Source organism: Cupriavidus sp. GW822-FHT03E04 (assembly GCF_058801495.1).
The window spans coordinates 240,339-264,331 of record NZ_JBXANI010000010.1 but is presented as its reverse complement, the minus strand read 5'-3'; the positions used below and the strand labels follow the sequence as shown (position 1 = coordinate 264,331).

Sequence of the window (23,993 nt, the reverse complement as noted above, 5' to 3'; positions counted from 1 at the left end):
CCTGACAATCGACCATCGCATCGCCCCCCCAAGGAGCCGCCCTCGCCCATGGCGCAGCCACCCAACGCAGGCAGTTTTGCTGAAATGCAGCAACTGGAGAGCATCCTGGAAGCCGGCGCCAGCCGCCTGGATGCCCGCCGCGTTGGCGAGGTGCAGGCAGGCGGCCAGTGCTTTCCCTTGTACACCGCCAGCATCGGGTCGAACGATCCGCACGCGCCCGCCATCGGCTTTTTTGCCGGCATCCATGGCCTGGAGCGCATCGGCACGCATCTGCTGCTCGACTACATGCGCATGCTGCTGTGGCGCCTGGAGTGGGACGAACTGCTGGAGCGCCAGCTGCAATCCGTGCGGCTGCTGTTCATGCCGATCGTCAACCCGGGCGGCATGTGGGCGGGCGCGCGCGCCAACCCCAATGGCGTGGACCTGATGCGCAACGCGCCACAAGACGCGGTTGGCCGGGTGCCGCTGCTGGCCGGCGGCCAGCGCGTGGGGGCGTGGCTGCCGTGGTACCGCGGCAAGCTCGGCGCGCCCATGGAGGTGGAAAGCGCAGCCATGCTGCAAGTGGTGGAGCAACAGTTGCAGGGCCGGCCCTTGAGCTTCGCACTGGATTGCCACTCGGGCTACGGCTGGGGCGACAGCATCTGGTTTCCCTACGCGCGCACCGCCGCGCCAATGCCGCACCTGCCCGAGATGTTTGCCCTCAAGACCATGTTCGAGCAGGCACATCCTCACCATGGCTATGCCTTCGAGCCGCAGAGCCGCCAATACCTGCTGCACGGCGACCTGTGGGACTGGGCCTACGACCACACGCCGCCCGGCAATATCTTCCTGCCGATGACGCTGGAGCTGGGCTCGTGGCTGTGGATCAAGAAGAATCCCCGCCAGTTGTTCTCGCGCCAGGGCTTCTTCAACCCGGTCAAGGCGCACCGCACCGCGCGCGTGCTGCGCCGGCATGCCAACCTGCTGGATTTCCTGGCCCGCGTGGCCTATGCGCCCGAGCGCTGGCTGCCACGCGGGCAACACCGCCAGGAATTGCTCGACCGCGCCAACGCGCAGTGGCCCTGGGGGCCGCCCGGATGAGCGACTGGATATTGCTGCGCGGCCTGACACGCGAAACACGCCACTGGGGCGTCTTGCCGGGCGTGCTGCAAACCCACGCCGGCATCGGGCCAGTCACCATGCTGGACCTGCCTGGCAATGGCGTTGAGGCGACCGGGCGCGCGCCGGCCAACGTAGCTGCCATGGTGGCGTTCCTGCGCGATCGTGCCGCCAGGCAGGGGCTGGCGCGGCCGTACCGGCTGCTGGCGATGTCGCTGGGCGCCATGGTGGCGGCGCAGTGGGCGCAGCAGCACCCGGAGGAGATCGGCACGCTGGTGCTGGTCAACACCAGCATGCGACCCTTTTGCAGCGTGGCCGAGCGGCTGCCAACGCGCAACTGGCCCGCACTGCTGGGCATGGCGCTGCGCTGGCACAACGCACCTTACTGCGAGCGCATCATCTACCGGCTGACCTGCAACGCCAGCGCGGCCTTCGCGACGGATGTGGCGCACTGGTGCGCGATTCGCACCAGTGCGCCGGTAAGCCGGGCCAATGCCCTGCGCCAGCTATGGGCCGCGGCACGCTATCACGCGCCGGGTGCGCCGCCGGCCTGCCCGACGCTGGTACTGTCGTCGGCGGCGGATCATCTGGTCGACCCGGTGTGCTCTGCGCGCCTGGCCGAAGCATGGGGCGCGCAGCACCGCCGCCATCCCTGGGCGGGGCACGATTTGCCGCACGATGATCCGGCCTGGCTGGCTGCCACGGTGGCGCGGTGGCTGGGCGCAACCGGCGCCAGCCACCGCTGAAGCCACGCCTTCATGCCTCACGCCTTCACGGACTTCACACCCGCGCGGCAGCGGCACGCCACATGCGTAGGGTGCTCCTGCAGCAGCCTGCGCACCACACCGTTGGTCCAGCCAAAGCCATCCTGCAGCGGATACTCGCCGCCCCCGCCGCCTACGGCGCCGTCCTCTGTGAGCTGCAGGGCGTACTTCTCCACCAGCTTGTACTCACGCTGGTAAAGGCTCGCCACGGTCAACAGCCAGCGATGGGCGATCTCGTGCGCAAGCGCCGCTTGCCCGGAACACGCAAAGCCGCCGATCGCCAGCCATTGCAGCGGCGCCCAGCCGTTGGGCAGGTCCCACTGCTGGCCGCTGACGTGCTCCGTGGTGGCAATGCCGCCGGGCTGCAGCAGCCTCGCGGCCACGGTTTGCGCCACCCGCGCCGCCTGCGCGGGAGTGGCCGCGCCAACGTAGAGCGGCACCACGGTCGCCGCCGTCAGGTTGGCGCGGGCGTGGTGGCGTTGCCAGTCGAAATCGAAGTAGGCGCCCTCGGCCTCGCGCCACATGAACCGGTCGATGGCCTCCCGGCGGGCCTGCGCGCGCTGGGCGAAGACCGGTGCGTCGGCATCGCCAGCGGCCCGGGCCAGTTCGGCGAGCTTGTGCTCCAGCTTGAACAACAGGCAATTGAGATCTACTGGCAGGATCGCCGTGGTGCGAACGCTCTCCAGCCCGCCGCCGGGTTCCTGCCAGCGCGAGCTGAAGTCCCAGCCCGATTCGGCCGCGGCGCGCAGGTCGCGGAATACCTCGGCGGCCGGCCGGGCGGCCAATGCTGCCGTGCCGATATCTTCGATATAGGCTTCCTCGCGCGGGGTGTCGCGCTCGTCCCAGTAGCGGTTCAGCAGGCTGCCGTCGGCCAGCCTGACCACCCGCCGGCACGCCTGCCCCGGCGCAAGGCAGTCGGCGCCCCGCATCCAGAAAGCGTACTCCTTGCGCAACTGTGGCAAGAAGCCCAGCTCGGCCTGCACACCGTGTTCCTCGAACAGCTCCACCATCAGCGCGAACACCGGCGGCTGCGAGCGGCTCAGGTAGTAGCTGCGGGTACCGTTGGGGATCACGCCATAGGTGTCGAGCAGGTAGGAGAAGTTGTCCGCCATGCCGCGCAGCAAGCCGGCCTGCCCACTGGCGGCCAGGCCCAGCATGGTGAAGTACGAATCCCAGTAGTAGAGCTCGGAGAAACGCCCGCCCGGCACCACGTAGGCATGCGGCAGCGGCAATAGCGAGCATTGCGGCGGGTGCTGCGCGGGATGCCGGGTCAGCACCGCCCACAGCCCGTCGATATGGTCGGCCAGCGGCTGGTTGGGGTCGGACTCGTAGCAGCTGCGCGGCACCTCGGGCAGCACGAAATGCGCGTGCACAAAGGCGGCAAGGTCGAAGCCGGCTGCGCTGGCGCGAGCTCGGTAGGCGGCCAGGATGGTGGCCGGGTCCTGCCGGGGCATGGCGTCGGTGAAGGTCTTGCTGTCGGGAAAAATGCGCCCCATCTGCACCGCCACGAACAACTCCTGGTAGCGATCGGCGGGCGTGAGCGGATCGGCGTGCGCACAACCTGCCAAGCGGTGCGGGGCGAGTGTCTGGCCACCGGTGGGGTCGTCCACCTCGCGCACATGAGGCTGGCCTGCCGGCTGGCCGCCTTCGACGGTGATGCGTGGTGCCACGGCCCCTCCCGGTTTTTACCTGTGCGGCAGCGCGGGAAGCTGCCGACAAGCAATGAGAGTGGCTGGCGGGCGGGCGAGTTCCACCGCCGCGCAAAGGCGCCGCGTGCGGCCCGGACCGCGCGTCAAGCGCACGGATCGCGACATGCGCGCACAGGAAGCATCGCATGCGCCGCATGCGCCGGATGCGCCTCTTAGCGTTCCGATGTCTGCGTCGTCACCAGCCGCGGCCCGACCACGGCGTGGGCGCGGCGGAAATACTCGAGCGGCTGCGGGCGCCCGAGCAGGAATCCCTGCGCTTCGTCGCAGCCCTCGGCTTGCAGCAGGCTGAGCTGCTCGTCGGTCTCCACGCCTTCGGCCAGCACCGGGATCGCCAGGCTCTGGCCCAGCGCCAGAATGGCGCGGATGATGGCCTTGGCCTGCTGGCTGTCGGAGATTTCCGCGATAAAGGTGCGGTCCAGCTTGATCTTGTCGAACGGGAAGGAGCGCAACGTGTCGAGCGACGAGTAGCCCGTGCCGAAATCGTCGATGGCAATGGTCACGCCCAGCGCCTTGATGCGGCGCAATATGTCCAGCGCCCGCTCCTTGTCGCCGATGATGGTCGACTCGGTGATTTCGAGTTCCAGCCGTCCCGCCGCCAGCCCGGTTTCCTCCAGCACTTGCGCCACCAGCGTGACCAGGTTGCCGTGGGTGATCTGCACCGGCGACAGGTTGACCGAGATCTTGCGCGGGAACGTCCACTGCGCGGCTTCCTGGCATGCGGTGCGCAGCACCCATTCGCCGATCGGCAGGATGGCGCCGCATTCTTCGGCCAGGGGAATGAAGCTGTCGGGCGCGATCAGCCCGCGCTCGGGATGATGCCAGCGCAACAGCACCTCGCAGCCGATGGCCTCACCACTGGCAATGGCGGTCTGCACCTGGTAGTCCAGCACGAACTGGTTGGCGGCAATGGCGGTCCACAGCTCGCCGGCCAGCGCGCGCCGCTCGCGCTCGGCCTCGTCCATCCGGCTTTCGTAGAAGCAGATCGATTCGGACAAGCTGCCCTTGGCGCGGTACATCGCCAGGTCGGTATTGCTGACCAGCTGGTCGCGATGGGTGCCGTCGCCGGGATAGATCGCAATCCCGATGCTCGCGCCCGTGGTCAGGTCAAAGCCATCGAGCCGCACCGGCTCGCTCAGGCATGTCACCAGGCGCGCGCTGAAGTCGCTCAGCTCGGCCTGCCGCTCGAAACGCTTCACGGCAATGAACTCATCGCCGCCGATGCGAGCGATGAACTCGCCCGGCTCCAGCTGGCTGGCGATGCGCTGGGACACCGCGCGCAGCACAGTGTCGCCGGCCGCATGCCCGTGCAGGTCGTTGATTTCCTTGAAGCGATCCAGGTCGATGCCAAGCGTTGCCACCCGGCTGCCCTGCCTTTGCGCGCGCTGCAGTTCTTCGTCCAGGTAGTCGTTGAAATAGCTGCGGTTGGGCAGGCCGGTAAGCCCGTCGTGGCGCGCCATGTACTGGATCTTGGCTTCGATGCGTCGCTGCTCGGTCACGTCCTCGCAGGTGGTCACCCACGAGCCGTCAGCCATGGCGCTGTGCGACAGCGCAATGGCGCGCCCGTCGGGCAACGCTTCCACGCTGCGCCATTGCTGGTGGCGGCGCAGGATCTCGCGGTGCCGCTCGCAAAGCGCCTGCGCGTATTGCTCCGCACGGTCGTCGGACTGGCCGGCCTCGGCCTGCATATCGCCGCCAAGGCGGCTGGCGAGCACGCCTGGTGCCGCGATTTCGCTCTCGCGCGCGCCAGCCATGGTACGGCACAGGGCGAGAAAATCCGCGCCTGGCACCAACGCCGCGCCCGCGCCGCGGAAGATGTCTTCCATGCGGCGATTGGTCAGGATGATCGTGCCATGCGGATCGAACAGGCACAGCCCCTGCGACATGTTCGCAAGAGCCAGGTCCAGCGTGCGTGTCACCTCCGCAATGCGCTCGGCGTCGGCCTTTTGCTGCGTCATGTCGCGCGTGACCTTGGCATAGCCAAGCTGCTTGCCCTTGCGATCGAAGATCGGCGTGATCAGCACGTGGGCCCAGAAGCGGGAACCATCCTTGCGCAAGCGCCAGCAGCCTTCCGCCGCGAAGCGGCCTGCCTCGCGCGCCTGCCGCAACGCCTGCTCGGGCAGCCCTGCGGCGCGATCCTCCGGCGTGTAAAAACACGAGAAATGCGCACCCAGGATTTCATCCCGGGTGTATCCCTTGGCCCGCTGCGCGCCGGGGTTCCAACTGCTCACGGTTCCAGCGGGATCCAGCGCGTAGATCGCGTAATCGGTCACGCCGAGTACAAGCGTGCGAAAAAGTTCGGTCTCTCCGGGAGGGCCTTGGATGTGCGGCATGTAGGGTGCGGGTGTAGGGTCGATGCCGTCTCGTGCGGCGCTCGTCCCGACGAAAGGACAAGCCGCGTGCAAACGACAATCGACGGAACCGGCGCAGCCTGTGTGCCGGGACGTCGATTGGTATAACGGCAATGCGGGCGCGAAGTTTACCCTTGCGCCGGCAAAGCGCAACCCTGCGCGTCGCAAGCCGGGCCGCCGGCGCCATCCTGGCTGCCCGCCTCCATGCGCCCGCCCTGCCGCGCAACCGCCCGCGCCAGGCTCTCCTGCCACGCCCGCGCGTCGCCAAGGAACGGGCCCACGTCCAGCACCGCAAATTGATCGGTGCCGTTTTGCAGCGCAAACGTGGGGAAGCCATGCCCGCCCAGACGGTTCAGCAGCGCGCGGCTGGCGGCCATATGCGCATGCGTCTTGTCACCGCCAATGTCCAGACAAAGGCCGGCAAAGCGCTGCGGGTCCAGTCCGGCCTGTCCGGCAAGATCGGCCAGCACCTGCGCATCGGCAATGCGCAGCCCGTCCACATAGTGCGCATGCTGCAGGCGCGCCAGCAGATCGGCGGCGGCCCCGACGCCGCCCAGCGCCTGCGCGGCCAGGATCGCGGTGGTAGGCGGCGCGGAGTCCATCATCGCGCTCTCGTCGCGCAGCAAGCCTTCGAAATAGCGCTCGCCGAACGGCTGGCCGGTGAGCGCGGCGATGCGGCGGTCGTGCGGCATCACGTAGTCGCGCCATTGCGCCGTGATGCGGCGGCGGTTGGCGCCCGTGAGCATGCCGCCGCCGTGCAGCGCGAGCGCGAGGCCAGGCACGTCGCGCGCGGCACGCACCAGCGGCGCGGCGCCGTAGCACCAGCCACACAGCGGGTCGTAGATGTAATGCAGGGTGAGACCGGACATGATCAATGCTTCCTGAGATTTGATGCAGGCGTCATGCGCATCGCGAAACGCGGCTTGGCGCACCGCCGTTATTTTGCGGGCCACTGCATTTCGCCCTTGATGACCTTGGCGCTCAGATCGAGCGAGTCCAGGCCGCCCAGCTGCGGATAGTGCTTTTGCATCGCCGCGCTCAGCGCCTTGGCATCCGGCGCGCGCGCCGCCTCTTGCTCAAACGTGCGCAGGTAGTCCCGCGTGAAGCGCACCGACGCCAGCGTCTGCGGCGCATCGTCCAGATAGTGCCCGGGCACGACCCGCGCTGGCTTCTTAGCCGCGATGCGATCAAGCATGGCGATCCAGTGCTGGCGCGAGGCCGGTGTTTGCGTATCGGCCACCCAGACGTGGCTCTTGCCGAAGACCACCACGCCGCCGGCCACGGTCTTGAGCGACGGAATCCACACCACCGTGCGCTCCGGCGCCTGGCCGTCCAGGCCCAGCACTTCCAGCTTGCTGCCCTCGAGCTCGATGGCATTGCCGGCCAGCGGCTCGGGCAGCACCAGCGCCTTGGGCGCATTGTCCTTCAGGATCGGGGCCCAGTAAGCCAGCTTGCCCGACATGGATGCCTGGATGGCCGCCACCGTTTGCGGCGTGGCAACGATCCTGGCCGCCGGGAACGCGGCCTTGAGCACGTCCAGCCCGAAGTAGAAATCCGGATCGCTGTGGCTGATGTAGATGGTGGTGAGGTTCTTGCCGCTGGCGCGGATGCGCGCAACCAGCGCCTCGGCGTCGTTGCGCTGGAACTGCGCGTCGATCAGCACCGCGTCGTGCGCGCCGGTGACGAGCTCGGACGAGACCGGGAAAATGCTCTTGGTGCCGGGGTTGTAGACCTCCAGCTTGAGCGCGGCTGCGGCCACTGCGGGCGTGCTGGCGACGATGCCCAGGCACAAGGCGGTGGCGAGGCCGCGCAGGAATCGGTTCAGGGTCAGGCTGGAGCGCATCGGGAGTCTCACATGGCTGGGGATCAAGGAAACCGCCAGCATAATTTGCACAGACCGGTACAAAAACCCCATAGAATGAACATCTTTGTTGCATAAATCGATTAAATAGGGCAACAAGCTACACCAACGCCACCCGCCAACCCATCCCATGGACCGCATTACCGCCGCCGAAGTCTTCGTCGCCATTGCCGAACGCGGCAGCATGACGGCCGCCGCCGAGGCGCTGGACATGTCGCGCGCCATGGTCACCCGTTATCTCGCGCAGATGGAAACCTGGGCCGAGCAACGCCTGCTGCACCGCTCCACGCGCAGCCTGAGCCTGACACCCGCCGGGGAGCAAGCGCTGTTGCGCTGCCGCCAGATGCTGGAGATCGCCGCCCAGATGGCACGGCCCGAGCATGAGCGCGCGGGCATGCCGCGCGGCATGCTGCGCATCAGTTGCGCGCAATCGCTGGCCGAGTCCGTGCTTGCCGCGGCCGTGACGGCCTACCTGAAACGCTATCCGGAAACCGCCGTCGACCTGCATATCGCCAGCCAGGCGGTCAACCTGGTGGAGACGCGCATCGACCTGGCGATCCGCATCACCAACGACCTCGACCCCAACCTGATCGCACGCCCGCTGGCAAGTTGCGCCTCGGTGATCTGCGCCGCGCCTGCCTACATCGCCGCCCATGGCATGCCACGCCAGGCGCAAGACCTCGCCATGCACAACTGCCTCACCTACTCGTACTTCGGCAAAAGCCTGTGGCAACTGGAACGCGCGGGGGAAACGCTGGCGGTGCCGGTGCAGGGCAACCTCAGCGCCAATGAATCGACCGTGCTGCTGGCCGCCGCGGTGGCTGGCGCCGGCATTGCCATGCAGCCGCTCTACTCTGCCGCGCCGCTGCTGCACAGCGGGCAACTGGTGGCCCTGCTGCCCGGGTGGCAACCGCAGGCGCTTGGCATCCACGGCGTCTACGCATCGCGCCGGCAAATGCCGGCAATCCTGCGCACCATGCTGGACTTCCTTGCGGAGCGCTTTGCCGCGGACCCCGGATGGCAAGGCGCAGGAACCGCAGCCAGGCTTCCAGGCTAGGCGGGGCGGAGCGCCCCGCCCGCCGCATCACAGCCCCTTCAAAAGCCCCTTCAAAGGCCCCTTCGCTCAGGGCAACACGGGATTCGCCTGCGCGTTCGCCACGCGCCGGTCGGCATCCGCCTGCAGCAGGAAGCGCCTGGCCACCAGCCCGGCGGCCACGCTCTGTACCTTGGCCACATAGCCGGCCTGGTCGGTGTAGAGCGACTCCAGCGAGGGCCGCGTATCGCCAGCCGCAATGCGCGCGGCCTCGGTCTTGTGGAAGGGAATGTAGCTGCCGCTCAGGTTGACCAGATCCACAATGCCCGGCGTGGCCACGTAGTTGAACTCCAGGCTGGTGCCTACTGGCGCGTCCACGTCGACGCCGTGGATGCCGGCCTTGGTCAGCCCGGTCTGCGCGTCCACCTGCGGCACCATGATGGCGTAGTCCCGTCCCATGTACGACGGTGGCAGCAAGGTCGGGATGCCGGACTCATCCTGCGGGCGATAGGTCGGGCCGTAGTCGAGCAGCGGGAAGCCGTTATAGCGCGCCAGGTACTGCAGCGCGGGAATCGCAGCATTGCTGCCCGCGCCGGCCCAGGTAATGCCCTTGGTCACGGGGAAGGTCAGCTGATCGGGCCGCACCAGCGTGCCATCGGCGATGGCCGGAACCTGGCTGGCCGGCGGCGCGACATCACGCGCTACCCAGTCTTCCAGCGCGACGAACAGCGCGCGGAAGGTATCGGCAAAATCGACCATGGAGCCTGCCGGGTACACCGTCGACGCTGGCGCGTAGCTGATCAGCGGCGACTTGCCGCCGTGCTGCGTGCTGGCGTAGTAGTAGATGCGCGCATTGTCAGGCTGCTTCAGGTCGGCAAAGCCGTAGGGATCGGTCAGCACCGGCGAGCCCTGCAATTGCCAGAACTCCGTGCCCGACAGGCCGAGGAAGAACTTCGGGCAAGTCTGCGTAGCGGTGCAGCGCTGCATGACGCCGCCGCTGCGGCCCGCCAGCGTGTCGTGGTAGTCGGCAGCCAGCCCGCGCGGCGCGGTCTGCCCGAAGGCGCGATGGTCGGTGCGCAGGCCACCGCCGCCACCCGGCACGGCGAAGCGCGTGTTGATATTGGTCTGGCGCGCGGCCACATGCGCGTAGATGCCGTCGAACACCTTGCTGCCATCCAGCGCCTGGTTAAAGCCAAGATGCAGGAAGGTCTTCATCGCGTTGCCCGATTGCGAAGTGCCCTGCCCGATGGCAAAGCGCACCGCGCCCGCCACCGGATTGGGCGTGCCCGCCGAATCCGCGGCCTGGTGCCGGAAAAACGTGATGGTGTCGCGCAGCGCCGCCAGGCCCACACCCATCACCTTCGGGTCTTTCGCCACGTAGGTGATCTCGTAGAGATAGCCCGGCACGAAGCCGCCCTTGAGGCAGATGTTGGCGGCGTCGGACTTGCCCGGGAAGGGGTTGCCTGCGTTATCGCAGGTGGCGAACTTCCAGTCCGTGGCGGGAATCGCCACGCGCGGGTCGGTCTCGTTTACGCGCCGCGTCAGCGTGTAGCCCGGCAAGGTGTTGTCGAGGCTGGCTGGCGCATAGGGAATCATCGTGCTGTTGAACACGCCGCCCGGCAGGCTCATCGACGGGCTGGCAGCGCTCGGGATCAGCTCCGCCGCATACGGGCCGGTAATGCTGGTGCCGTCCTTGTTCTTTGCCACCGGCACCGCCAGAGTGAGCCTTGCCGCCGAGCTCTTCGGCACATCGCCCTGCCAGGCCGAGTACAGCAGCACGTAGCCGCGTTCGAAGTAGAGCGAATCCCCGGGCACCGCGGTGGGGTTCGGCATGGTCAGGATATTGCCGCGATTGGGCGCGTCGTAACGCAGCACGCCACCCGCCTTGCTCATGTCCTTGGGCTTGAGCATGACGAATTCCGTGGTGTACTCCACAAGCCCGCGGCCATTCACCGGGGCCAGCGCCAGGTCCTGGATGATGGCGTTATGCGCATCGGCGGGATCGACCTCGCCCTTGAGCGTGCCCGTGAGTTTTTCGTAGGCGCCTACGTTGCCATAGGTGCCAGGCATGTCTTCCCGCGCGGTGATGGTCAGCGTCATGCCCGGGGTGGCCGCCGCGGTGGACGTGACGGCGGTGCCCGTGTTTGCGCTCTCATCGTTGCCGCCGCAGGCGAGCAACGGCAAAGCTAGCGCCAGCGCCGCCGTGCGGCGCGCCAAGGTGATCTCCATACTTGCTCCTCTCTTGTCGTACGCCCTGCTAAGGGGGGCGTTGGCGCAAAGTGTAGGGAGCGTGGCAATATAAGGTAAATGGATAGTTTCGATGGATTATGCGGATAAACCGCTGAATCGCTTTTTGGGGCGCGTAGGCATTGCGGGAAGAACGCGCTTGGCGCTGCTACCAAAAGCTCGGCCATGGCAACGTGTCCAGCCAGCTTGTCACCCGGCCCGCCGCATAAAGACCCAGGCCGAATATCCCGTGCGTGACGAGGCTATGGAAGCGCGCGGCGGCGGGACGCGGCGTGCGGCTTGCTGCGACGCCGGCGCCCATGGCCGGCTGCATCAAAAAGAAGGGAGCCGCCACGCTGCCAATGCCAACGATCAGCGCGGGGCCGAGCGTCGGATGACGGACCCAGCCGTGGCCCCAGAAAGCGAGCAGCACGGCCGCAAATGCGATGCCGATCAGATAATGGGCGACCCAGCCAATCAGGCGTTCGCCCCGTACGCGCGGCGAAGCGGCAATGGGATCGTGGCGAAAGCGCCCTCGCGCCAGATGGGCGAGCCAGCGGCCTACCAGGGCATAGTTCAGTGGAGGAATGCCGAGCAGCCACTGTCGAGCCGCGGCCCAGATGTCCATCACCACGGTCGCGCCCGTCCCGATCAGGAAAGCGCACATCGGGTAGCCCACTGCGTCAGACATGGGTGGCCCCCTTCAGCGCGCCCGACGCAAACGGCGCTCGGGCGCTGACCATCCAGCAGGCCGCAGTGAAGCGAACTTCAGCGCCGTGCACATAGGGATCGAAGGCGGTGCGGGCCGTTTCGATGACCTGCATGCGCGTGCGCTCGTCCGCCTCTTGCAGGATCAGGCCAACGGGGCCGAGTTGGGACAGGTAGCCGACCAGTTCGTTCTCGGGGAAGGTGCATTCCACGTTGAGCGGCCGGATGTCGATCTCGGCCCAGCCGCTCTCCTCCAGCATGGAAGAGACCCAATGCCCTTCCGCGAAGGAGAACTGTCCCGGCGCACCTGGCCGGCGGGCGGGCATGCTCGGCAACAGCGGCGCAGCGGCGCGCTCGGCCGTCGTCATGAACGGATTTTCCGCGGCGCTGCGCCACGCGATAAAGCAGAGATCTGCGCCGTCCCGTGCGGCGTGGCGCAGGTTCTTGAAGGCCAGGACCGGGTTGTCGAAAAACATGACGCCGAAGCGCGAGATGATCAAATCGAAGCTTGCGGGCTCGAAGTCATGTTTCTGCACGTCGGCGCGGATGAAGCGTGCGGTGATGTCTTCGCGTTCGGCGCGCACCCGCGCAGCGGCGATCATCGGATCCGAAATGTCGGCGCCGGTGCAATGGCCCTTCGCGCCGAGCCGCCGCGCTACGGCGAGCGTGGTGCTGCCCGTACCGCAGCCCACATCCAGCACCCGGTGCCCGGCGCCGCCACAGACCGCTTTGACGAGCAGGTCTTCGAAGGGCTTGAACATCTGGTCGAGCAGCGCCTGCGCCTCGACCCAGGCGCGCCCGGAGCGGCCCCTCCAGAGCGCCGCCTGCTCGCTTTCGGCCTGTTGTGTGACGTCCATGATCGTTTTCCTTTGCTGCCCCAGGGAGCGGAAGCTAGACTGTGCCAGTTCAAGTCGACTTGAGGTCAAGAGGGTGAAAAGCCTAGACATAGCCGAAGTGGCGCAGCAGTCCGGCGTTCCCGCATCGACGCTGCGGTTCTATGAGGAAAAGGGGCTGATTGCCTCCACTGGCAGGCGCGGGCTGCGCCGCCTGTTCGATGCCGGCGTGCTGGAACGGCTGGCGCTGATCGCGCTGGGGCGCGCCGCCGGCTTCTCGCTCGACGAAATTGCCCTCATGTTCGCGCCGCAGGGGCAGCCGCGCATCGACCGGCAGATGCTCGCGGCCAAGGCGGATGAGCTGGACAGGACGATCAAGAAGCTCAGCGCCATGCGCGACGGCCTGCGCCACGCCGCCGCCTGCCCGGCGCCTAGCCACATGGAATGCCCAACCTTCCGCCGCATCGTGCAGGCCGCCGCGTCCGGCGCCCTTGGAGCGCCGCCGAAGAAGGCGCCGCGATCGCCGCGGAGTTAGCGCGGAGTACGCACCATCGGGGTGGTCATGCCCACGCTGTGATAGGCTCGCGTGCCGAGCATATCGCCTCAAAGTCGGATTCCGGCCCATGCCCCATGTCTCCTCCGATCCGACCGAATGCGCCAAGAGTTGCACCGCGAGCATCTAGGCTTGACCGCGCCGGCCCTCACCAAAGCTTGCGCAGCGCCTTCAGCCCCGCCGCGATGCCCGCCTCGTCGATCGCGCCGAAGCCAAACAGCAAGCCCGCACGGTCCTGCGGGCCAAGGTAGTACTCCTGCGTGGTCCAGACCCCGATGCCCTGCTTCCTCGCGCGCTCCGCCAGCGGCTCGATATCGGCATGGCCAACGCATAGCGCGGCCAGATGCAGCCCGGCGGCGCAGGGCACCGGATCGAGCCGGCCGCTGAAATCCGCGCGCAGCGTATCCAGCAGCAGCTGGCGGCGCACGCCATAGAGCCGGCGCATCTTGCGCACGTGGCGTGCCAGGTGCCCTTCGGCGATGAAGGCGGCGAGCGTGTCCTGCGCAGCGGCAGCGCAATGCCAGTCGCTGCACTGCTTGGCCAGCGTGAGCGCCTGCCGGGCCCACCGCGGGGCCACCACGAAGCCCAGCCGCAGCGTGGGAAACAGGCTCTTGGAGAAGGTCCCGACGTAGCACACGGATTCGGCGCGGTCGAGGGTCTGCAGGGCGTCGAGCGGGCGCTCTCCGTGGCGAAACTCGCCATCGTAATCGTCTTCGACGATGACCGCGCCGTGCGCCTGCGCGAACGCAAGCAAGGCCGCGCGCCGCGCCGCCGACATGGCATGGCCGAGGGGAAACTGGTGCGATGGCGTGACGTAGATCACCCGCGTATCGGCAGGCAGCCGGTCCACCACCAGCCCGTGCGCGTCCACCGGCACCGGCACGATCCTGGCGCCGGCGGCGGCAAAGGCAGCGCGGGCCGGCGGGTAGCCCGGGTCCTCCACCGCCACCACGGTGCGCCCGGGCGTCACCAGCACGCGGGCCAGCAGGTCGAAGGCCTGCTGCGCGCCCGCCGTGACCACCACGTCGCCAGCCTGGCAGGCGACCGCGCGCGCAAACGAGACGTGGCTGGCAATGGCCTCGCGCAACGCGGGCTGCCCCTGCGGGTCGGCATAGGCCACCGGCGCACGCGTCATCGCCCGCATTGCGCGCGCCGTCAGGCGCCCCCACAGATCTGCCCGGAATCCCGACAGGCTGGGCACGCCTACGCGAAAATCAAAGCGCGGCACCAGCGGCGAAGCTTCCCGAGGCGGCAAGGGCGGCGCGCGCCAGAACGCGGCCAGCCGGCGCTCAGCCTCGGGCGCGCCGGGCTGCGGGGCTGACTCGCGCGTGGGCGCCAAGAGCCCCGCCACATAGGTGCCGCCACGATCGCGCGCCACCACATAGCCCTCGCTCAGCAGCAGGTCGTAGGCGGCCACGACGGTGTTGCGCGACACCCCACAGGCCTGGGCCAGCGCGCGCGTAGCAGGCAGGCGCAAACCAGGGCGCAGGCGCCCGTCCAGGATCGCCCCCTTGAGCTGGCCGTGCAGGCTGCGCAGAAAATGGCGCGAGCCGGGTGCCGGCAAGCGGATCGGGAAGGCGAATTCTGGATCCATAAACTTCCTTGTTCCTGGTTCTTTTCAGGTACCAGTTTGCCGTCTTATCCTGGCCCTGTCATCCCCATGAGGTGCCTGGAAATGAAACGCTCCGATCTTTCGATGTTGCTGTCGCTGGCCGCCCTGTGGGGCGCCTCCTACCTGTTTATCCGTCTGGGTGCGGGTGAGTTTGGCGCGGTGCCGCTGGCGGGCGCGCGCGCCGGCGGCGCGGCCCTGCTGCTGCTGCCGCTGCTGGCCTGGCGCGGCGGGCTGGCCGGCCTGCGCCGCCGCTGGTGGGCGATCGCCGTGGTAGGGATCACGAATTCAGCGCTGCCCTTCGTGCTGTTCAGCTTTGCCGCGCTGACGATTCCGGCCGGGCTCTCCGCCATGTTCACCGCGGCCACGCCGCTGTTTACCGCGCTGATCGGCTGGCTGTGGTTGCGTGAAAGCCTGGGGGCGCCACGCGTAGCCGGGCTGGCCCTGGGCTTCGCCGGGGTGCTGTGGCTGGTGTGGGATAAGGCCGGGCTGCACCACGGCGCCGCGGGCAAGGCCGCCGGCCTGGCTGCGCTGGCCTGCCTGGCCGCTACCCTGCTCTATGGCTTCTCCGCCAACTTTACCCGCAAGTACCTGGCGGAGGTGCCGCCGCTGACGGTGGCAGCGGGCAGCCAGCTCGCATCGGCTCTGCTGCTGTGCGCGCCTGCAGCCTGGCTGTGGCCCACCACGCAGCCAAGCGCGCACGCGTGGCTGGCACTGGGCGCGTTGACCGCCGCCTGCACCGCGCTGGCCTATGTGCTCTTCTTTCGCCTGATCGCCAAGGCGGGACCCGCGCGGGCAATGACCGCGCTATTCCTGATCCCGGCCTTCGGTGTGTTGTGGGGTGTGCTGTTCCTGGGAGAGCGCATCTCCCCTTCGATGCTGCTGGGCTGCGCCGTGATCCTGGCCGGCACCGCCCTGACAACGGGCGTTGTGCGCGGATGGAGCAAGCGCCTGGCAAGCTAGCAAGGCGCAGGGATGCGGACTGGATTCACGGGGGACTGGAAAAAGCTTCGGCGCGCCACAGTGGGCGCGCCGATTCGCAGGCAGCGTGGGGACGCTGCGATATGCCTTCTTTACCACGGATGCTGTGGATCCCGGGGAACCCTCAGGCCGGCAGTGCCTGTGCCACTACGGTGGCCATGGAGCCGCTGGCAACGCAAACCAGCGCCCAGCCTGCCAACATCCGGAAACTCTGCCAACGGTTCATGATGCGCTCCTGGTATCCGCGCGTCGTTACGGTGACGCCGCGGGGTGATGCATGCAGTCTGGCACTTCGGTCATCGAGACCTGAGAGGTACCGGTTTTGACTCAGGCCCTTGCGCCGTCGGTGTACACGTCACGTGCGCCGCTGCGGGCACCGTCGAAGTACGGGTTGCGCTTGTCATTGCGGGCGCCATCGGTGTACGGGTCGAACTTGCGGCTGGGTTCAGACGACACACCGCTGCGATCCAGGCCTGCGACGGTACGGAAACCATCCGTGTACGGGTCGGTCTTGCCAACGCGGGCACCATCGGTGAACGGATCGGCCTTGCCGGCGCGTGCGCCTTCGGTGAAGGTATCGAACTTGCCGCTGCGGGCGCCGTCGCTGTAGACGTCGCGGGTGCGGTATTCATAGCCGTACTTGTCGGCGGTAACGGTTGCGGCGGCCTGGGCATGGCCAGCAGCGAACGCTGCGGCGAGGGTGGCGGCGGTGAGCAGGGACTTGGCAAAAAGCTTGGTGTTCATGATGTTCTCCAATCGAAGCATGGGTCCGGGGGTCTGCTTTGGCCGCGGGGACCGGGTTTTAGCTGGTTCGTCGTTTTTTCTGCCTTCTTACCTATCACTAGGTAGAGAAGCGGAGCAAAAAAAATGACTTTCGTCTTTGTTCCTCATTTGCTGCATTGGAAACCGGCTGGCTGGGCCTTGTCTGCTTGGCGTTACCTTGCTGCGGCATCCATGGAACACATCTTATCTACCTGTAAGTAGATAGTCAAGGGTTTTTACTAGGTTGTACTTACGATATCCACCAATGGCATAAGCAGCACAAACCAAAGAAGGTGTTCATGAGTCACTATTTGGCGCTATAGCCCTTTGATGCCCCGCGTGTACTACGCTTTTGGGGTGCGCGGACAACGAGGGATTGCCGCATCGCGGCATCGCGAGCAAACTCTCCGGGCCATGCCCGGGCATCCCCGCGCACGCATCAGCAGCACTCGACTCATCCGCACCGGCGCCCGCGCGGTGCCACCGGGAGGCCTTACAGCCATGAGCGCAGACACCGCTATCGGAAGCCTGGAACCCCCTGGCCCGCAAGCCATTGTTGCGGCGGGCCTGGCCATCGAGCAGGAGGCAGCCACCGCGGCGTTCTCCCCGATGGAGTCGCGCCGCCACCAGATGTGGCCCCTGCTTACCGCCGCCGAGATCGTGCGGCTCCAGCATTTCGGCACACTGCGGCAGTGGCGCGCCAATGAATACCTGTTTCGCACCGGCGACCCTGCCCACGGCATGGTGGTTGTATTGCGGGGCCGCGTGCGCGTCTTGCAGCGCGACGCGCGCGACCGTGCGTCGGTGGTCGGCGAGCACGGGCCGGGCAACTTCCTTGCCGAGGTGGGGCAGCTATCGGGCAAGCCCGCGCTAGTCGACGGCCTGGCGCTGGAGGACATCGAGGCCATCTCGATTCCACCCGATCGGCTGCGCGCGCTGATGGTCGCGGAAGCCGATCTGGGCGAGCGGATCATGCGTGCGCTGATCCTGCGCCGCGTTGGCCTGATCGAGCGCGGCAATGGCCCGACGCTGCTGGGCCGCGGCAGCGACGCGCGCCTGCTGCATCTGCAGGCGTTCCTGCGGCGCAACGGCTATCCCCACACCGTGGTCGACGCGGATACCGATCCCGATGCGTGCGCCCTGCTCGATTTCACCGCCGCCGCGCCCGGCGACTTTCCGCTGGTGATCTGCCCCGGCGGCGCGGTGCTGCGATGTCCGGACGCGGGCCAGCTTGCCACCTGCCTGGGCCTGCTGCCCGAATTCGACCCGGACTATATCTACGATGTGATCGTGGTGGGTGCCGGTCCGGCGGGTCTCGCCACCGCGGTGTATGCCGCTTCCGAAGGCCTGTGTGTTGCGGTGTTCGACAGCCTTGCGCCAGGTGGCCAGGCCGGCGCCAGCTCGCGCATCGAGAACTACCTGGGCTTCCCCACGGGTATTTCCGGGCAAGCATTGGCCGGCCGGGCCTTTGTGCAAGCCCAAAAGTTCGGCGCGCACCTTGCCATCCCCTTGCAGGTGAGCGCGCTGCATTGCGGCGAGCATCCGCAGCGCATCGAGCTGAGCGATGGCCGCAAGATTGCGGCCCGGACCGTGGTCATTGCCAGCGGTGCGGCTTATCGCCACCCCGCCATCGCGGAACTCGATCGCTACGAAGGACGCGGCGTCTACTACTGGGCCTCCCCGGTGGAAGCCCGCCTGTGCAACGGCGAAGAGGTCGTGCTGGTGGGCGGCGGCAATTCCGCAGGGCAGGCCGCAGTGTTCCTGGCCGCGCACGCCAAGCGCGTGCACATTCTCATCCGGGCATCAGGGCTGGAGGCCAGCATGTCGCGCTACCTGATCGAGCGCATCGCGGCCCAGCCCAATATCGAACTGCATACCGGCACGGAGATCGTCGCCCTGGGCGGGGAAGAACGCCTGGCCACCATCGGCTATCGCTCGCGCGACAGCGATCGCGTGACCGAGGTGCCGGTCCGGCATCTGTTCCTGTTTACTGGTGCCGACCCCAATACGGGATGGCTCGCCAGCTGCAATGTGCGCGTGGACGCGAAGGGATTCGTGCTGACCGGCACAGACACGGCGCATGAAGGCACCATGCCGGCATCCACGCTGGAGACCAGTGTGCCAGGCATTTTTGCAATCGGGGACGTGCGCTCGGGTTCCACCAAGCGGGTTGCGGCGGCCGTGGGCGAAGGCGCGGCGGTGGTCGCGCAGATCCACGGCTACCTGGAAAAAATGAAACAGCCGGAGCCGGGAACGCTTGCCATGTAAGCGCTGCCGGGCACCTTGCAAACACCGGACGATGAATTTACTCCTGCCGTTGCACGCCGGCAATCGACCGTGTGGACGGCGCGCGACAGGGCCTGAAATGCGCTTTTATTTACTATATTGGTTGCATGGCAGGAGCTTCAATTCGAAGCCGTCGATAGCGGGAGGTTGCCATGCGTTCGCTTGCAGACATGTTTAGTCCGCCCACCCCGGAGAAAATCGCAGCAAGGGAATTGCAGCAAATGCGGCTTACCTTATTCCAAGCCGAGCGTCGTCTGCTGGAGGCACAGATGCAGGTCGACTACTACCGCGACCTGGTCGCCTTCCTGGAGGAGGTGACCGCCTCTGGCGTCGAGAGCGTCGTGGACAAGCGGCGCGCACCCGTTGCCGCGGAGCATGCGCAAGCGCCCCGCTCCGCGCCCGGCCTCATCACGGTGCCTACCGTACCTTCAGCAGCCTGACGGTTTGCCGTCAGGCCATGCCGCGCGGCTTGAAGCCGCCGCGGCCATCCGCTCGCATGACACGCGGCGCTTGCTGAAGCGTTCCCGATTGCCCAGCCGCCGGCACCGCGCCGGCGCTGTGCGATACTTGCCGCCTCACGCGGCCACCCCCATGCCATCCGCACAGACACATTGCCCCGCACCGGGCAGTGGCGCCCAGCGCGCTCGCCGTGCCGGCAAGGGGGCCCGATCAGGATCCGGGAACAAGGAACATCGAAATGAGCGCACTGCTGCCAGCCATTGAAATCGAAACCGCGCCGTCACCCACGTGGTCGGTCATCTGGATGCACGGGCTCGGCGCCGACGGCAGCGATTTCGTGCCCGTGGTGCCGAAGCTGGGCCTGGCGTCCGCGCCCGGCGTGCGTTTCGTGTTTCCCAATGCGCCGGCCATCCCGGTTACCTGCAACGGCGGCTACGTCATGCCGGCCTGGTACGACATCCAGTCGCTCGATGACGCCCGCCGCCATGCGGACGAGGCCGGCATCCGGGTCTCCCGCGATGCCATCCGCGCCCTGATCGCGCGCGAGAACCAGCGCGGTGTGCCCAGCCACCGCGTGGTGCTGGCGGGGTTCTCGCAAGGCGGGGCCGTGGCCTATACCACAGCCCTGACGCATCCCGAAGCGCTGGGCGGCATCATTGCCCTTTCCACCTATATCCCCGCGCCGGCAATGCTTGCCGCCGAGTTCAGCGAAGCCAACCGCGCCACGCCGATCTTTGCCGGACACGGCAGCGAGGACGATGTGGTGGCCGTGCAGCTCGGCCTGCTGGCGCGCGAGACCGTGGAAAAACTCGGTTGCAAGGTGGAATGGCACACCTACCGCATGTCTCACTCGGTCTGCATGGAAGAGATCAAGGCGATCGGCGCCTGGCTGAATGCGCGCTTCGCGGCGGCCGGGAAATCCTGACCCGCACGCACGCCGCCCCGGCACCGGATAGCGTGGTAGGCTCGCGCCCCACCGCACGATTTGCAAGTCATGATGAAAACCTCTCCCCCCGACGCTTCTGCTTCTGCTTCTGCTTCCGCTTCCGCCCCCACGCCAGCGCCCGCGCTCAAGCTCGACTTCAATACCCGCAAGGCCTTGCTGTTTGCGCTCGCCGCCGAGCGCTTGTCGGCATTCTACGAGCACCGCCAATGGATGACCGATGCCCAGGGCGCCACCCTGGCGAGCCTGTGGCTGTCGCGCTCCAAGCTGCAACTGGCGCTGGCCGAGCGGCGCTTGCTGTCGCAACTGAGCGATCAGTTCGCGCGCCAGCTCGCCGGCACGCTCTCGCGCGAGGCCGGGCTGTACACCGCCCACGAAATGATGGAAGCGCTGGACCCCAATTACCAGTCGGCCTTTGCGCGCGACCTGCTCGATGAGTGCGAGCGGCTGCTGCATGAGAACGGCGTGACTGAGTGATGACGGGGCAAGCCGGCGCGCGATGCGCCGCGTCCCGCCATGGGGCATCAGCGACTGGCTACGCTGGCCGGGCCGCGGCTCTTGTCGAACTGCTCGGCATCGAGCCGGCGGAACACCAGCGCCGATAGCAGCGTGATCATGCCCACGGTGAAGAACGCCAGCCGGTAAGCTGTGCCGGCCACGCCCAGCTGGGCTGTGAACATGCTGACCAGCCCGCCGCCGATGGTGACCCCGAGGCCGATTGCCAGCATCTGCACCATCGAGAACAGGCTGTTGCCGCTGCCCGCGTCTTCCACGCTCAAACCCTTGAGCGTCACGCTGTTCATGGCAGCAAACTGCATGGAGTTGGTGGCCCCGAACAAAGCGAGCTGCGCAATGGCAAGGCCCACGGGCCATCCCGGCGCAATCGCTGCGAACGAGGCGATCGAGCCACCTACCAATACCGTGTTGACCAGCAGGAAGTTGTCATAGCCAAAGCGCTTGACCAGCGGCACGATCCAGCGTTTGGCAACCACGCCGGCCAGTGCGGCCGGCAGCAGCATCAGCCCCGAATGCAACGGGGAATATCCCATCTGCAACTGCAGCAGCAATGGCATCAGGAACGGTACCGCACCCGAGCCGATGCGGCACACCAGGTTGCCGGCCAGGCCCACGCTGAAATTGGGCTCGCGAAATAGCGCCAGCCGGAACAGCGGACTTTGACGGCGCCGCGCATGCGGGATGTAAAGCAGCGCGGACAGCAGGCTCAGCGCGAACAGGCTGCCGCTCCATGCCGCGTGGCTTGCCTCGCGCGGGGTGTCCAGCGCCAGCGAGAACGCCACCATGCAAAGCGACAACAGGCCGCAGCCAACAAAGTCGAACGGTGGCGCACGGCCAATGGTGTGGTCGGGCAGGTAGCGCAAGACCGCCAGCATCCCTATGGCGCCCACGGGCACATTGATCAGGAAGATCCAGTGCCAGGCCACCGACTGCACGATCCAGCCGCCCAGCACCGGGCCAAAGATCGGCCCGACCTGCCCCGCCACCGAGACAAAGGCCAGCGCCGCGATGTAATGCTCGCCGGAGACGCTGCGCAGCACCGCCAGCCGGCCGATTGGCAGCAGCATGGAGCCGCCCACGCCCTGGATCACGCGGGCAATCACGAGCTGGTCCAGGCTCTGCGCACCCGCGCAGAACAGCGAGCCCAGCACAAAGATCAGGATCGCGGCGAAGTACACGCGACGGGTGCCGAAGCGGTCGGCCAACCAGCCCGAGGCCGGCGTGAGCATGGCCATGGTCAGCGTGTAGGCCACTACCACGGGCTTCATGTCGAGGGGGCTTTCGTTGAGGCTGCGCGCCATCGCGGGCAACGCGGTGTTGACAATGCTGGTGTCGAGCGTTTGCATGAAAAAGCCCGCTGCGACGATCCACAACATGGCCTTTTGCGAGGTTTGGCTGGTCATCTGGTACGTCTCGAGGCAAGTGCCGGCAATCAGGGGCAATGACCGGCGCGGCATCTGGAGTGGACCGTGGAAGAAGCGATCGGGGCAAAACCAGTGCCAGGAATGCTGCCGATGTTAATACCGGCCATGCCAATCGGGAACCCCGCTAGGTATATTGACTGTCATCGGAAAATCCGATGACAATGCGGCATGCTCAATCCTGTCTGGATCAAGACCTTCGCCACCGTAGCCGCCGCGCACAGTTTTACCGACGCGGGGCGCCAGCTCGGCCTGTCCCAATCCAGCGTCAGCGACCACGTCCGGCGCCTGGAACAGCACGTCGGGCGCCGGCTCTTTGTTCGCGATACCCACACCCTGACCATGACCGCCGACGGCGAGGCGCTGCTGGCGCACGCGCGGCTGATCCTGGATGCCATTGCGCGCGCGGAGTCCCAGTTCAATGCGCCGCGCCTGCAGGGCCGCGTGCGCCTGGGTACTTCCGATGACCTCGCGCTGGGCCCCCTGCCCAATGTGCTAGCGGCGTTTCGCAACTCGCATCCGGATGTGGAGCTGGAAATCACCATCGGCATGACCGGCAAGCTCTACGAGCTGATGGATGCCGGCGCGCTGGACCTGATGATCGGCAAGCGCCGCGAAGGCGACCGGCGCGGGTCTCCGTTGTTCAGGGGCAAGCTGGAGTGGCTAGCCCGGCCGGGCACGGTGGCGGACCTGCGCCAGCCGCTGCCGCTGATCCTGGTGCCCGAGCCCAGTGTCACGCGTGCCATCGTGCTCGATACGCTGGCCAAGGCCGGGATGCGCTGGCAGATCGTCTGCACCAGCAGCAGTCACTCGGGCTGCATCGCCGCCGCGCGCGGCGGGCTGGGCATTACCGTGCGCGCGCAATACCTGTCCGGGCGCGGGCTGTCGCCGCTGGTCAACGGCGACAGCCTGCCGGCGCTGCCGGAGGTGGAGTTCATCTCGCTGCGCGCGGGCCGCCTGAGCCGGCCCGCCGAAACCTTGCTGCAACTGCTGCAAAAGAGCGATCTGCGCGGGTCCTGGCTGGACGAGTAGCCGGCCCCGGCGCATTGGACCGCGCGCGGCTCACGCATCCGCGCCATCCTGGTACACGTTGAAGCTGCGGGCCGGCGACGCCGAAACGCCGCGGGTATCCATGCCAGCCACTTTCTGCGCGCCATCGACGAACGGGTCGATATTGCGCGCCGGATCGGCGGAAACGCCAGTGCGATCCAGGCCAGCGATGCGGGCCCCATCGGTGAACGTATCGAGCTTGCGGGCGCCGTCGACGAACGGGTCGATGCTGCGCGCCGGATCGGCGGATACGCCAGCGCGATCCAGGCCGGCGATGCGCGCGCCATCGGTGAACGTATCGAGCTTGCGTGCGCCGTCGACGAACGGGTCGATGCTGCGCGCCGGATCTGCGGAGGGACCAGTGCGGTCCAGGCCGGCGATGCGCGCGCCATCGGTAAAGGGATCCACCATGCGGGCGCGGGCGCCATCGGTGAAGGCGTTCACGGGCGCAGTGCGCGCCCCGTCGCTGTAGATGTCGCGCACGCTGGTGGCGCCGTGGGCAGCCGGGCTGGCGGCTTGGGCGCTGCCCAGGGCAAGCACCGCGCCGGTGATGGCGGCGGCAAACAGTGACTTGGTGAACGACTTGGTGAGGTTCGGGTACATGGCAATCTCCAACTGGGTGAATGTGCCCATTCGTCGCCGCCACCCACAGGAACTTACAGGTTTTTTTAGATTGTTTGAGCCGATCCGTCCGCCGCATCCCCGTGCGGCGCCCCGGCCACCTAACCCCCCCGTCAAAAGTATGAACCCGGGGCTGAATCCAGCCAAAAGCATATCCCCCCAATACCGTGGCGATCTCCAACCTCCGGCCAGTGTCGGCAAGCGCACGCATG

21 protein-coding genes are annotated in these 23,993 nt (G+C 67.3%); 10 read left to right on the top strand and 11 right to left on the bottom strand.

The window, feature by feature from the left end; translation table 11 throughout:
• Positions 1 to 48: 48 nt before the first annotated feature.
• The gene (locus AC1RQC_RS16715; protein WP_492371997.1) at positions 49 to 1,080 is read left to right on the top strand and encodes a M14 family zinc carboxypeptidase; all 1,032 of its coding nucleotides are present in this window, start codon (positions 49 to 51) and stop codon (positions 1,078 to 1,080) included.
• Positions 1,077 to 1,844, top strand: coding sequence for an alpha/beta fold hydrolase (locus AC1RQC_RS16710; RefSeq protein WP_492371998.1), 768 nt, complete (start codon positions 1,077 to 1,079; stop codon positions 1,842 to 1,844). Before AC1RQC_RS16715 ends, AC1RQC_RS16710 begins: the two co-directional genes overlap by 4 nt.
• Positions 1,845 to 1,861: 17 nt before the next feature.
• Here the strand turns inward: AC1RQC_RS16710 and treF are convergent, their stop codons facing one another.
• From treF to AC1RQC_RS16690, 4 genes are all read right to left on the bottom strand, one after another.
• Positions 1,862 to 3,532, bottom strand: a complete 1,671-nt coding sequence (gene treF, locus AC1RQC_RS16705) for an alpha,alpha-trehalase TreF (protein WP_492371999.1) — start codon at positions 3,530 to 3,532, stop codon at positions 1,862 to 1,864.
• A 191-nt stretch (positions 3,533 to 3,723) separates the two neighbouring features.
• On the bottom strand, positions 3,724 to 5,901 hold the full coding sequence (locus tag AC1RQC_RS16700; protein WP_492372000.1) for a sensor domain-containing protein: 2,178 nt from the start codon (positions 5,899 to 5,901) through the stop codon (positions 3,724 to 3,726).
• Between the two features lie 146 nt (positions 5,902 to 6,047).
• A complete protein-coding gene (locus AC1RQC_RS16695) occupies positions 6,048 to 6,788 on the bottom strand; it encodes a DsbA family protein (RefSeq protein WP_492884021.1) in 741 nt (246 codons plus the stop codon).
• Positions 6,789 to 6,856: 68 nt separating this feature from the next.
• Positions 6,857 to 7,762, bottom strand: coding sequence for an MBL fold metallo-hydrolase (locus tag AC1RQC_RS16690; protein WP_492372002.1), 906 nt, complete (start codon positions 7,760 to 7,762; stop codon positions 6,857 to 6,859).
• A 148-nt stretch (positions 7,763 to 7,910) separates the two neighbouring features.
• On the opposite strand from AC1RQC_RS16690, the gene AC1RQC_RS16685 reads away from it, so the two are divergent.
• Positions 7,911 to 8,837: a LysR family transcriptional regulator gene (locus AC1RQC_RS16685; RefSeq protein WP_492372003.1), complete on the top strand. Its 927-nt coding sequence runs from the start codon at positions 7,911 to 7,913 to the stop codon at positions 8,835 to 8,837.
• Positions 8,838 to 8,903: 66 nt separating this feature from the next.
• Here the strand turns inward: AC1RQC_RS16685 and AC1RQC_RS16680 are convergent, their stop codons facing one another.
• The 3 genes from AC1RQC_RS16680 to AC1RQC_RS16670 form a co-directional block, all read right to left on the bottom strand.
• Complete coding sequence (locus AC1RQC_RS16680) at positions 8,904 to 11,042, bottom strand: alpha/beta hydrolase domain-containing protein (protein WP_492884019.1); 2,139 nt, start codon at positions 11,040 to 11,042, stop codon at positions 8,904 to 8,906.
• Between the two features lie 166 nt (positions 11,043 to 11,208).
• Entirely contained in the window at positions 11,209 to 11,730 is a 522-nt protein-coding gene (locus AC1RQC_RS16675) for a DUF2938 domain-containing protein (RefSeq protein ID WP_492807201.1), read from the bottom strand.
• On the bottom strand, positions 11,723 to 12,604 hold the full coding sequence (locus tag AC1RQC_RS16670) for a class I SAM-dependent methyltransferase (protein WP_492884017.1): 882 nt from the start codon (positions 12,602 to 12,604) through the stop codon (positions 11,723 to 11,725). The genes AC1RQC_RS16675 and AC1RQC_RS16670 overlap by 8 nt, the downstream gene beginning before the upstream one ends.
• Before the next feature lie 73 nt (positions 12,605 to 12,677).
• Between AC1RQC_RS16670 and AC1RQC_RS16665 the strand changes: the two genes are divergently transcribed.
• Positions 12,678 to 13,115 (top strand): helix-turn-helix domain-containing protein, encoded by a 438-nt coding sequence (locus AC1RQC_RS16665; RefSeq protein ID WP_492372007.1) that lies wholly within the window; start codon positions 12,678 to 12,680, stop codon positions 13,113 to 13,115.
• Between the two features lie 166 nt (positions 13,116 to 13,281).
• Here the strand turns inward: AC1RQC_RS16665 and pdxR are convergent, their stop codons facing one another.
• A complete protein-coding gene (gene pdxR, locus AC1RQC_RS16660; RefSeq protein ID WP_492884015.1) occupies positions 13,282 to 14,727 on the bottom strand; it encodes a MocR-like pyridoxine biosynthesis transcription factor PdxR in 1,446 nt (481 codons plus the stop codon).
• An 81-nt stretch (positions 14,728 to 14,808) separates the two neighbouring features.
• Between pdxR and AC1RQC_RS16655 the strand changes: the two genes are divergently transcribed.
• Complete coding sequence (locus AC1RQC_RS16655) at positions 14,809 to 15,705, top strand: DMT family transporter (protein ID WP_492884013.1); 897 nt, start codon at positions 14,809 to 14,811, stop codon at positions 15,703 to 15,705.
• 345 nt (positions 15,706 to 16,050) lie between these two features.
• Here the strand turns inward: AC1RQC_RS16655 and AC1RQC_RS16650 are convergent, their stop codons facing one another.
• Positions 16,051 to 16,467, bottom strand: a complete 417-nt coding sequence (locus tag AC1RQC_RS16650; protein WP_416052389.1) for a hypothetical protein — start codon at positions 16,465 to 16,467, stop codon at positions 16,051 to 16,053.
• 519 nt (positions 16,468 to 16,986) lie between these two features.
• Here AC1RQC_RS16650 and AC1RQC_RS16645 point away from each other — a divergent pair.
• The 4 genes from AC1RQC_RS16645 to AC1RQC_RS16630 all read left to right on the top strand — a co-directional run bounded on the left by AC1RQC_RS16645 (position 16,987) and on the right by AC1RQC_RS16630 (position 20,650).
• Entirely contained in the window at positions 16,987 to 18,753 is a 1,767-nt protein-coding gene (locus AC1RQC_RS16645; RefSeq protein ID WP_492807189.1) for an FAD-dependent oxidoreductase, read from the top strand.
• Positions 18,754 to 18,923: 170 nt separating this feature from the next.
• Positions 18,924 to 19,211 (top strand): hypothetical protein, encoded by a 288-nt coding sequence (locus AC1RQC_RS16640; RefSeq protein ID WP_253929278.1) that lies wholly within the window; start codon positions 18,924 to 18,926, stop codon positions 19,209 to 19,211.
• Between the two features lie 257 nt (positions 19,212 to 19,468).
• Positions 19,469 to 20,155, top strand: a complete 687-nt coding sequence (locus AC1RQC_RS16635) for an alpha/beta hydrolase (RefSeq protein WP_492884011.1) — start codon at positions 19,469 to 19,471, stop codon at positions 20,153 to 20,155.
• Positions 20,156 to 20,227: 72 nt separating this feature from the next.
• On the top strand, positions 20,228 to 20,650 hold the full coding sequence (locus AC1RQC_RS16630) for a hypothetical protein (protein ID WP_492884048.1): 423 nt from the start codon (positions 20,228 to 20,230) through the stop codon (positions 20,648 to 20,650).
• A 47-nt stretch (positions 20,651 to 20,697) separates the two neighbouring features.
• On the opposite strand, the gene mdtD is transcribed toward AC1RQC_RS16630, so the two are convergent.
• Positions 20,698 to 22,092 carry a multidrug transporter subunit MdtD gene (mdtD, locus tag AC1RQC_RS16625; protein ID WP_492884009.1) on the bottom strand — a complete coding sequence of 465 codons (1,395 nt, stop codon included), beginning with the start codon at positions 22,090 to 22,092 and terminating at the stop codon, positions 20,698 to 20,700.
• A gap of 189 nt (positions 22,093 to 22,281) precedes the next feature.
• Between mdtD and AC1RQC_RS16620 the strand changes: the two genes are divergently transcribed.
• Positions 22,282 to 23,142, top strand: a complete 861-nt coding sequence (locus tag AC1RQC_RS16620) for a LysR family transcriptional regulator (RefSeq protein WP_043354809.1) — start codon at positions 22,282 to 22,284, stop codon at positions 23,140 to 23,142.
• 30 nt (positions 23,143 to 23,172) lie between these two features.
• Here AC1RQC_RS16620 and AC1RQC_RS16615 read toward each other — a convergent pair whose 3' ends face one another.
• Entirely contained in the window at positions 23,173 to 23,763 is a 591-nt protein-coding gene (locus tag AC1RQC_RS16615; protein ID WP_492807183.1) for a copper resistance protein CopQ, read from the bottom strand.
• Positions 23,764 to 23,993 lie beyond the last annotated feature (230 nt).

Bases quoted from the DNA above. Each gene is read 5' to 3' on its own strand.
- AC1RQC_RS16715 (WP_492371997.1), top strand. From the start codon at position 49: ATGGCGCAGCCACCCAACGCAGGCAGTTTTGCTGAAATGCAGCAACTG.
- AC1RQC_RS16710 (WP_492371998.1), top strand. From the start codon at position 1,077: ATGAGCGACTGGATATTGCTGCGCGGCCTGACACGCGAAACACGCCAC.
- AC1RQC_RS16700 (WP_492372000.1), bottom strand. From the start codon at position 5,901: ATGCCGCACATCCAAGGCCCTCCCGGAGAGACCGAACTTTTTCGCACG.
- AC1RQC_RS16695 (WP_492884021.1), bottom strand. From the start codon at position 6,788: ATGTCCGGTCTCACCCTGCATTACATCTACGACCCGCTGTGTGGCTGG.
- AC1RQC_RS16690 (WP_492372002.1), bottom strand. From the start codon at position 7,762: ATGCGCTCCAGCCTGACCCTGAACCGATTCCTGCGCGGCCTCGCCACC.
- AC1RQC_RS16685 (WP_492372003.1), top strand. From the start codon at position 7,911: ATGGACCGCATTACCGCCGCCGAAGTCTTCGTCGCCATTGCCGAACGC.
- AC1RQC_RS16680 (WP_492884019.1), bottom strand. From the start codon at position 11,042: ATGGAGATCACCTTGGCGCGCCGCACGGCGGCGCTGGCGCTAGCTTTG.
- AC1RQC_RS16675 (WP_492807201.1), bottom strand. From the start codon at position 11,730: ATGTCTGACGCAGTGGGCTACCCGATGTGCGCTTTCCTGATCGGGACG.
- AC1RQC_RS16670 (WP_492884017.1), bottom strand. From the start codon at position 12,604: ATGGACGTCACACAACAGGCCGAAAGCGAGCAGGCGGCGCTCTGGAGG.
- pdxR (WP_492884015.1), bottom strand. From the start codon at position 14,727: ATGGATCCAGAATTCGCCTTCCCGATCCGCTTGCCGGCACCCGGCTCG.
- AC1RQC_RS16655 (WP_492884013.1), top strand. From the start codon at position 14,809: ATGAAACGCTCCGATCTTTCGATGTTGCTGTCGCTGGCCGCCCTGTGG.
- AC1RQC_RS16650 (WP_416052389.1), bottom strand. From the start codon at position 16,467: ATGAACACCAAGCTTTTTGCCAAGTCCCTGCTCACCGCCGCCACCCTC.
- AC1RQC_RS16645 (WP_492807189.1), top strand. From the start codon at position 16,987: ATGAGCGCAGACACCGCTATCGGAAGCCTGGAACCCCCTGGCCCGCAA.
- AC1RQC_RS16640 (WP_253929278.1), top strand. From the start codon at position 18,924: ATGCGTTCGCTTGCAGACATGTTTAGTCCGCCCACCCCGGAGAAAATC.
- AC1RQC_RS16635 (WP_492884011.1), top strand. From the start codon at position 19,469: ATGAGCGCACTGCTGCCAGCCATTGAAATCGAAACCGCGCCGTCACCC.
- AC1RQC_RS16630 (WP_492884048.1), top strand. From the start codon at position 20,228: ATGAAAACCTCTCCCCCCGACGCTTCTGCTTCTGCTTCTGCTTCCGCT.
- mdtD (WP_492884009.1), bottom strand. From the start codon at position 22,092: ATGACCAGCCAAACCTCGCAAAAGGCCATGTTGTGGATCGTCGCAGCG.
- AC1RQC_RS16620 (WP_043354809.1), top strand. From the start codon at position 22,282: ATGCTCAATCCTGTCTGGATCAAGACCTTCGCCACCGTAGCCGCCGCG.
- AC1RQC_RS16615 (WP_492807183.1), bottom strand. From the start codon at position 23,763: ATGTACCCGAACCTCACCAAGTCGTTCACCAAGTCACTGTTTGCCGCC.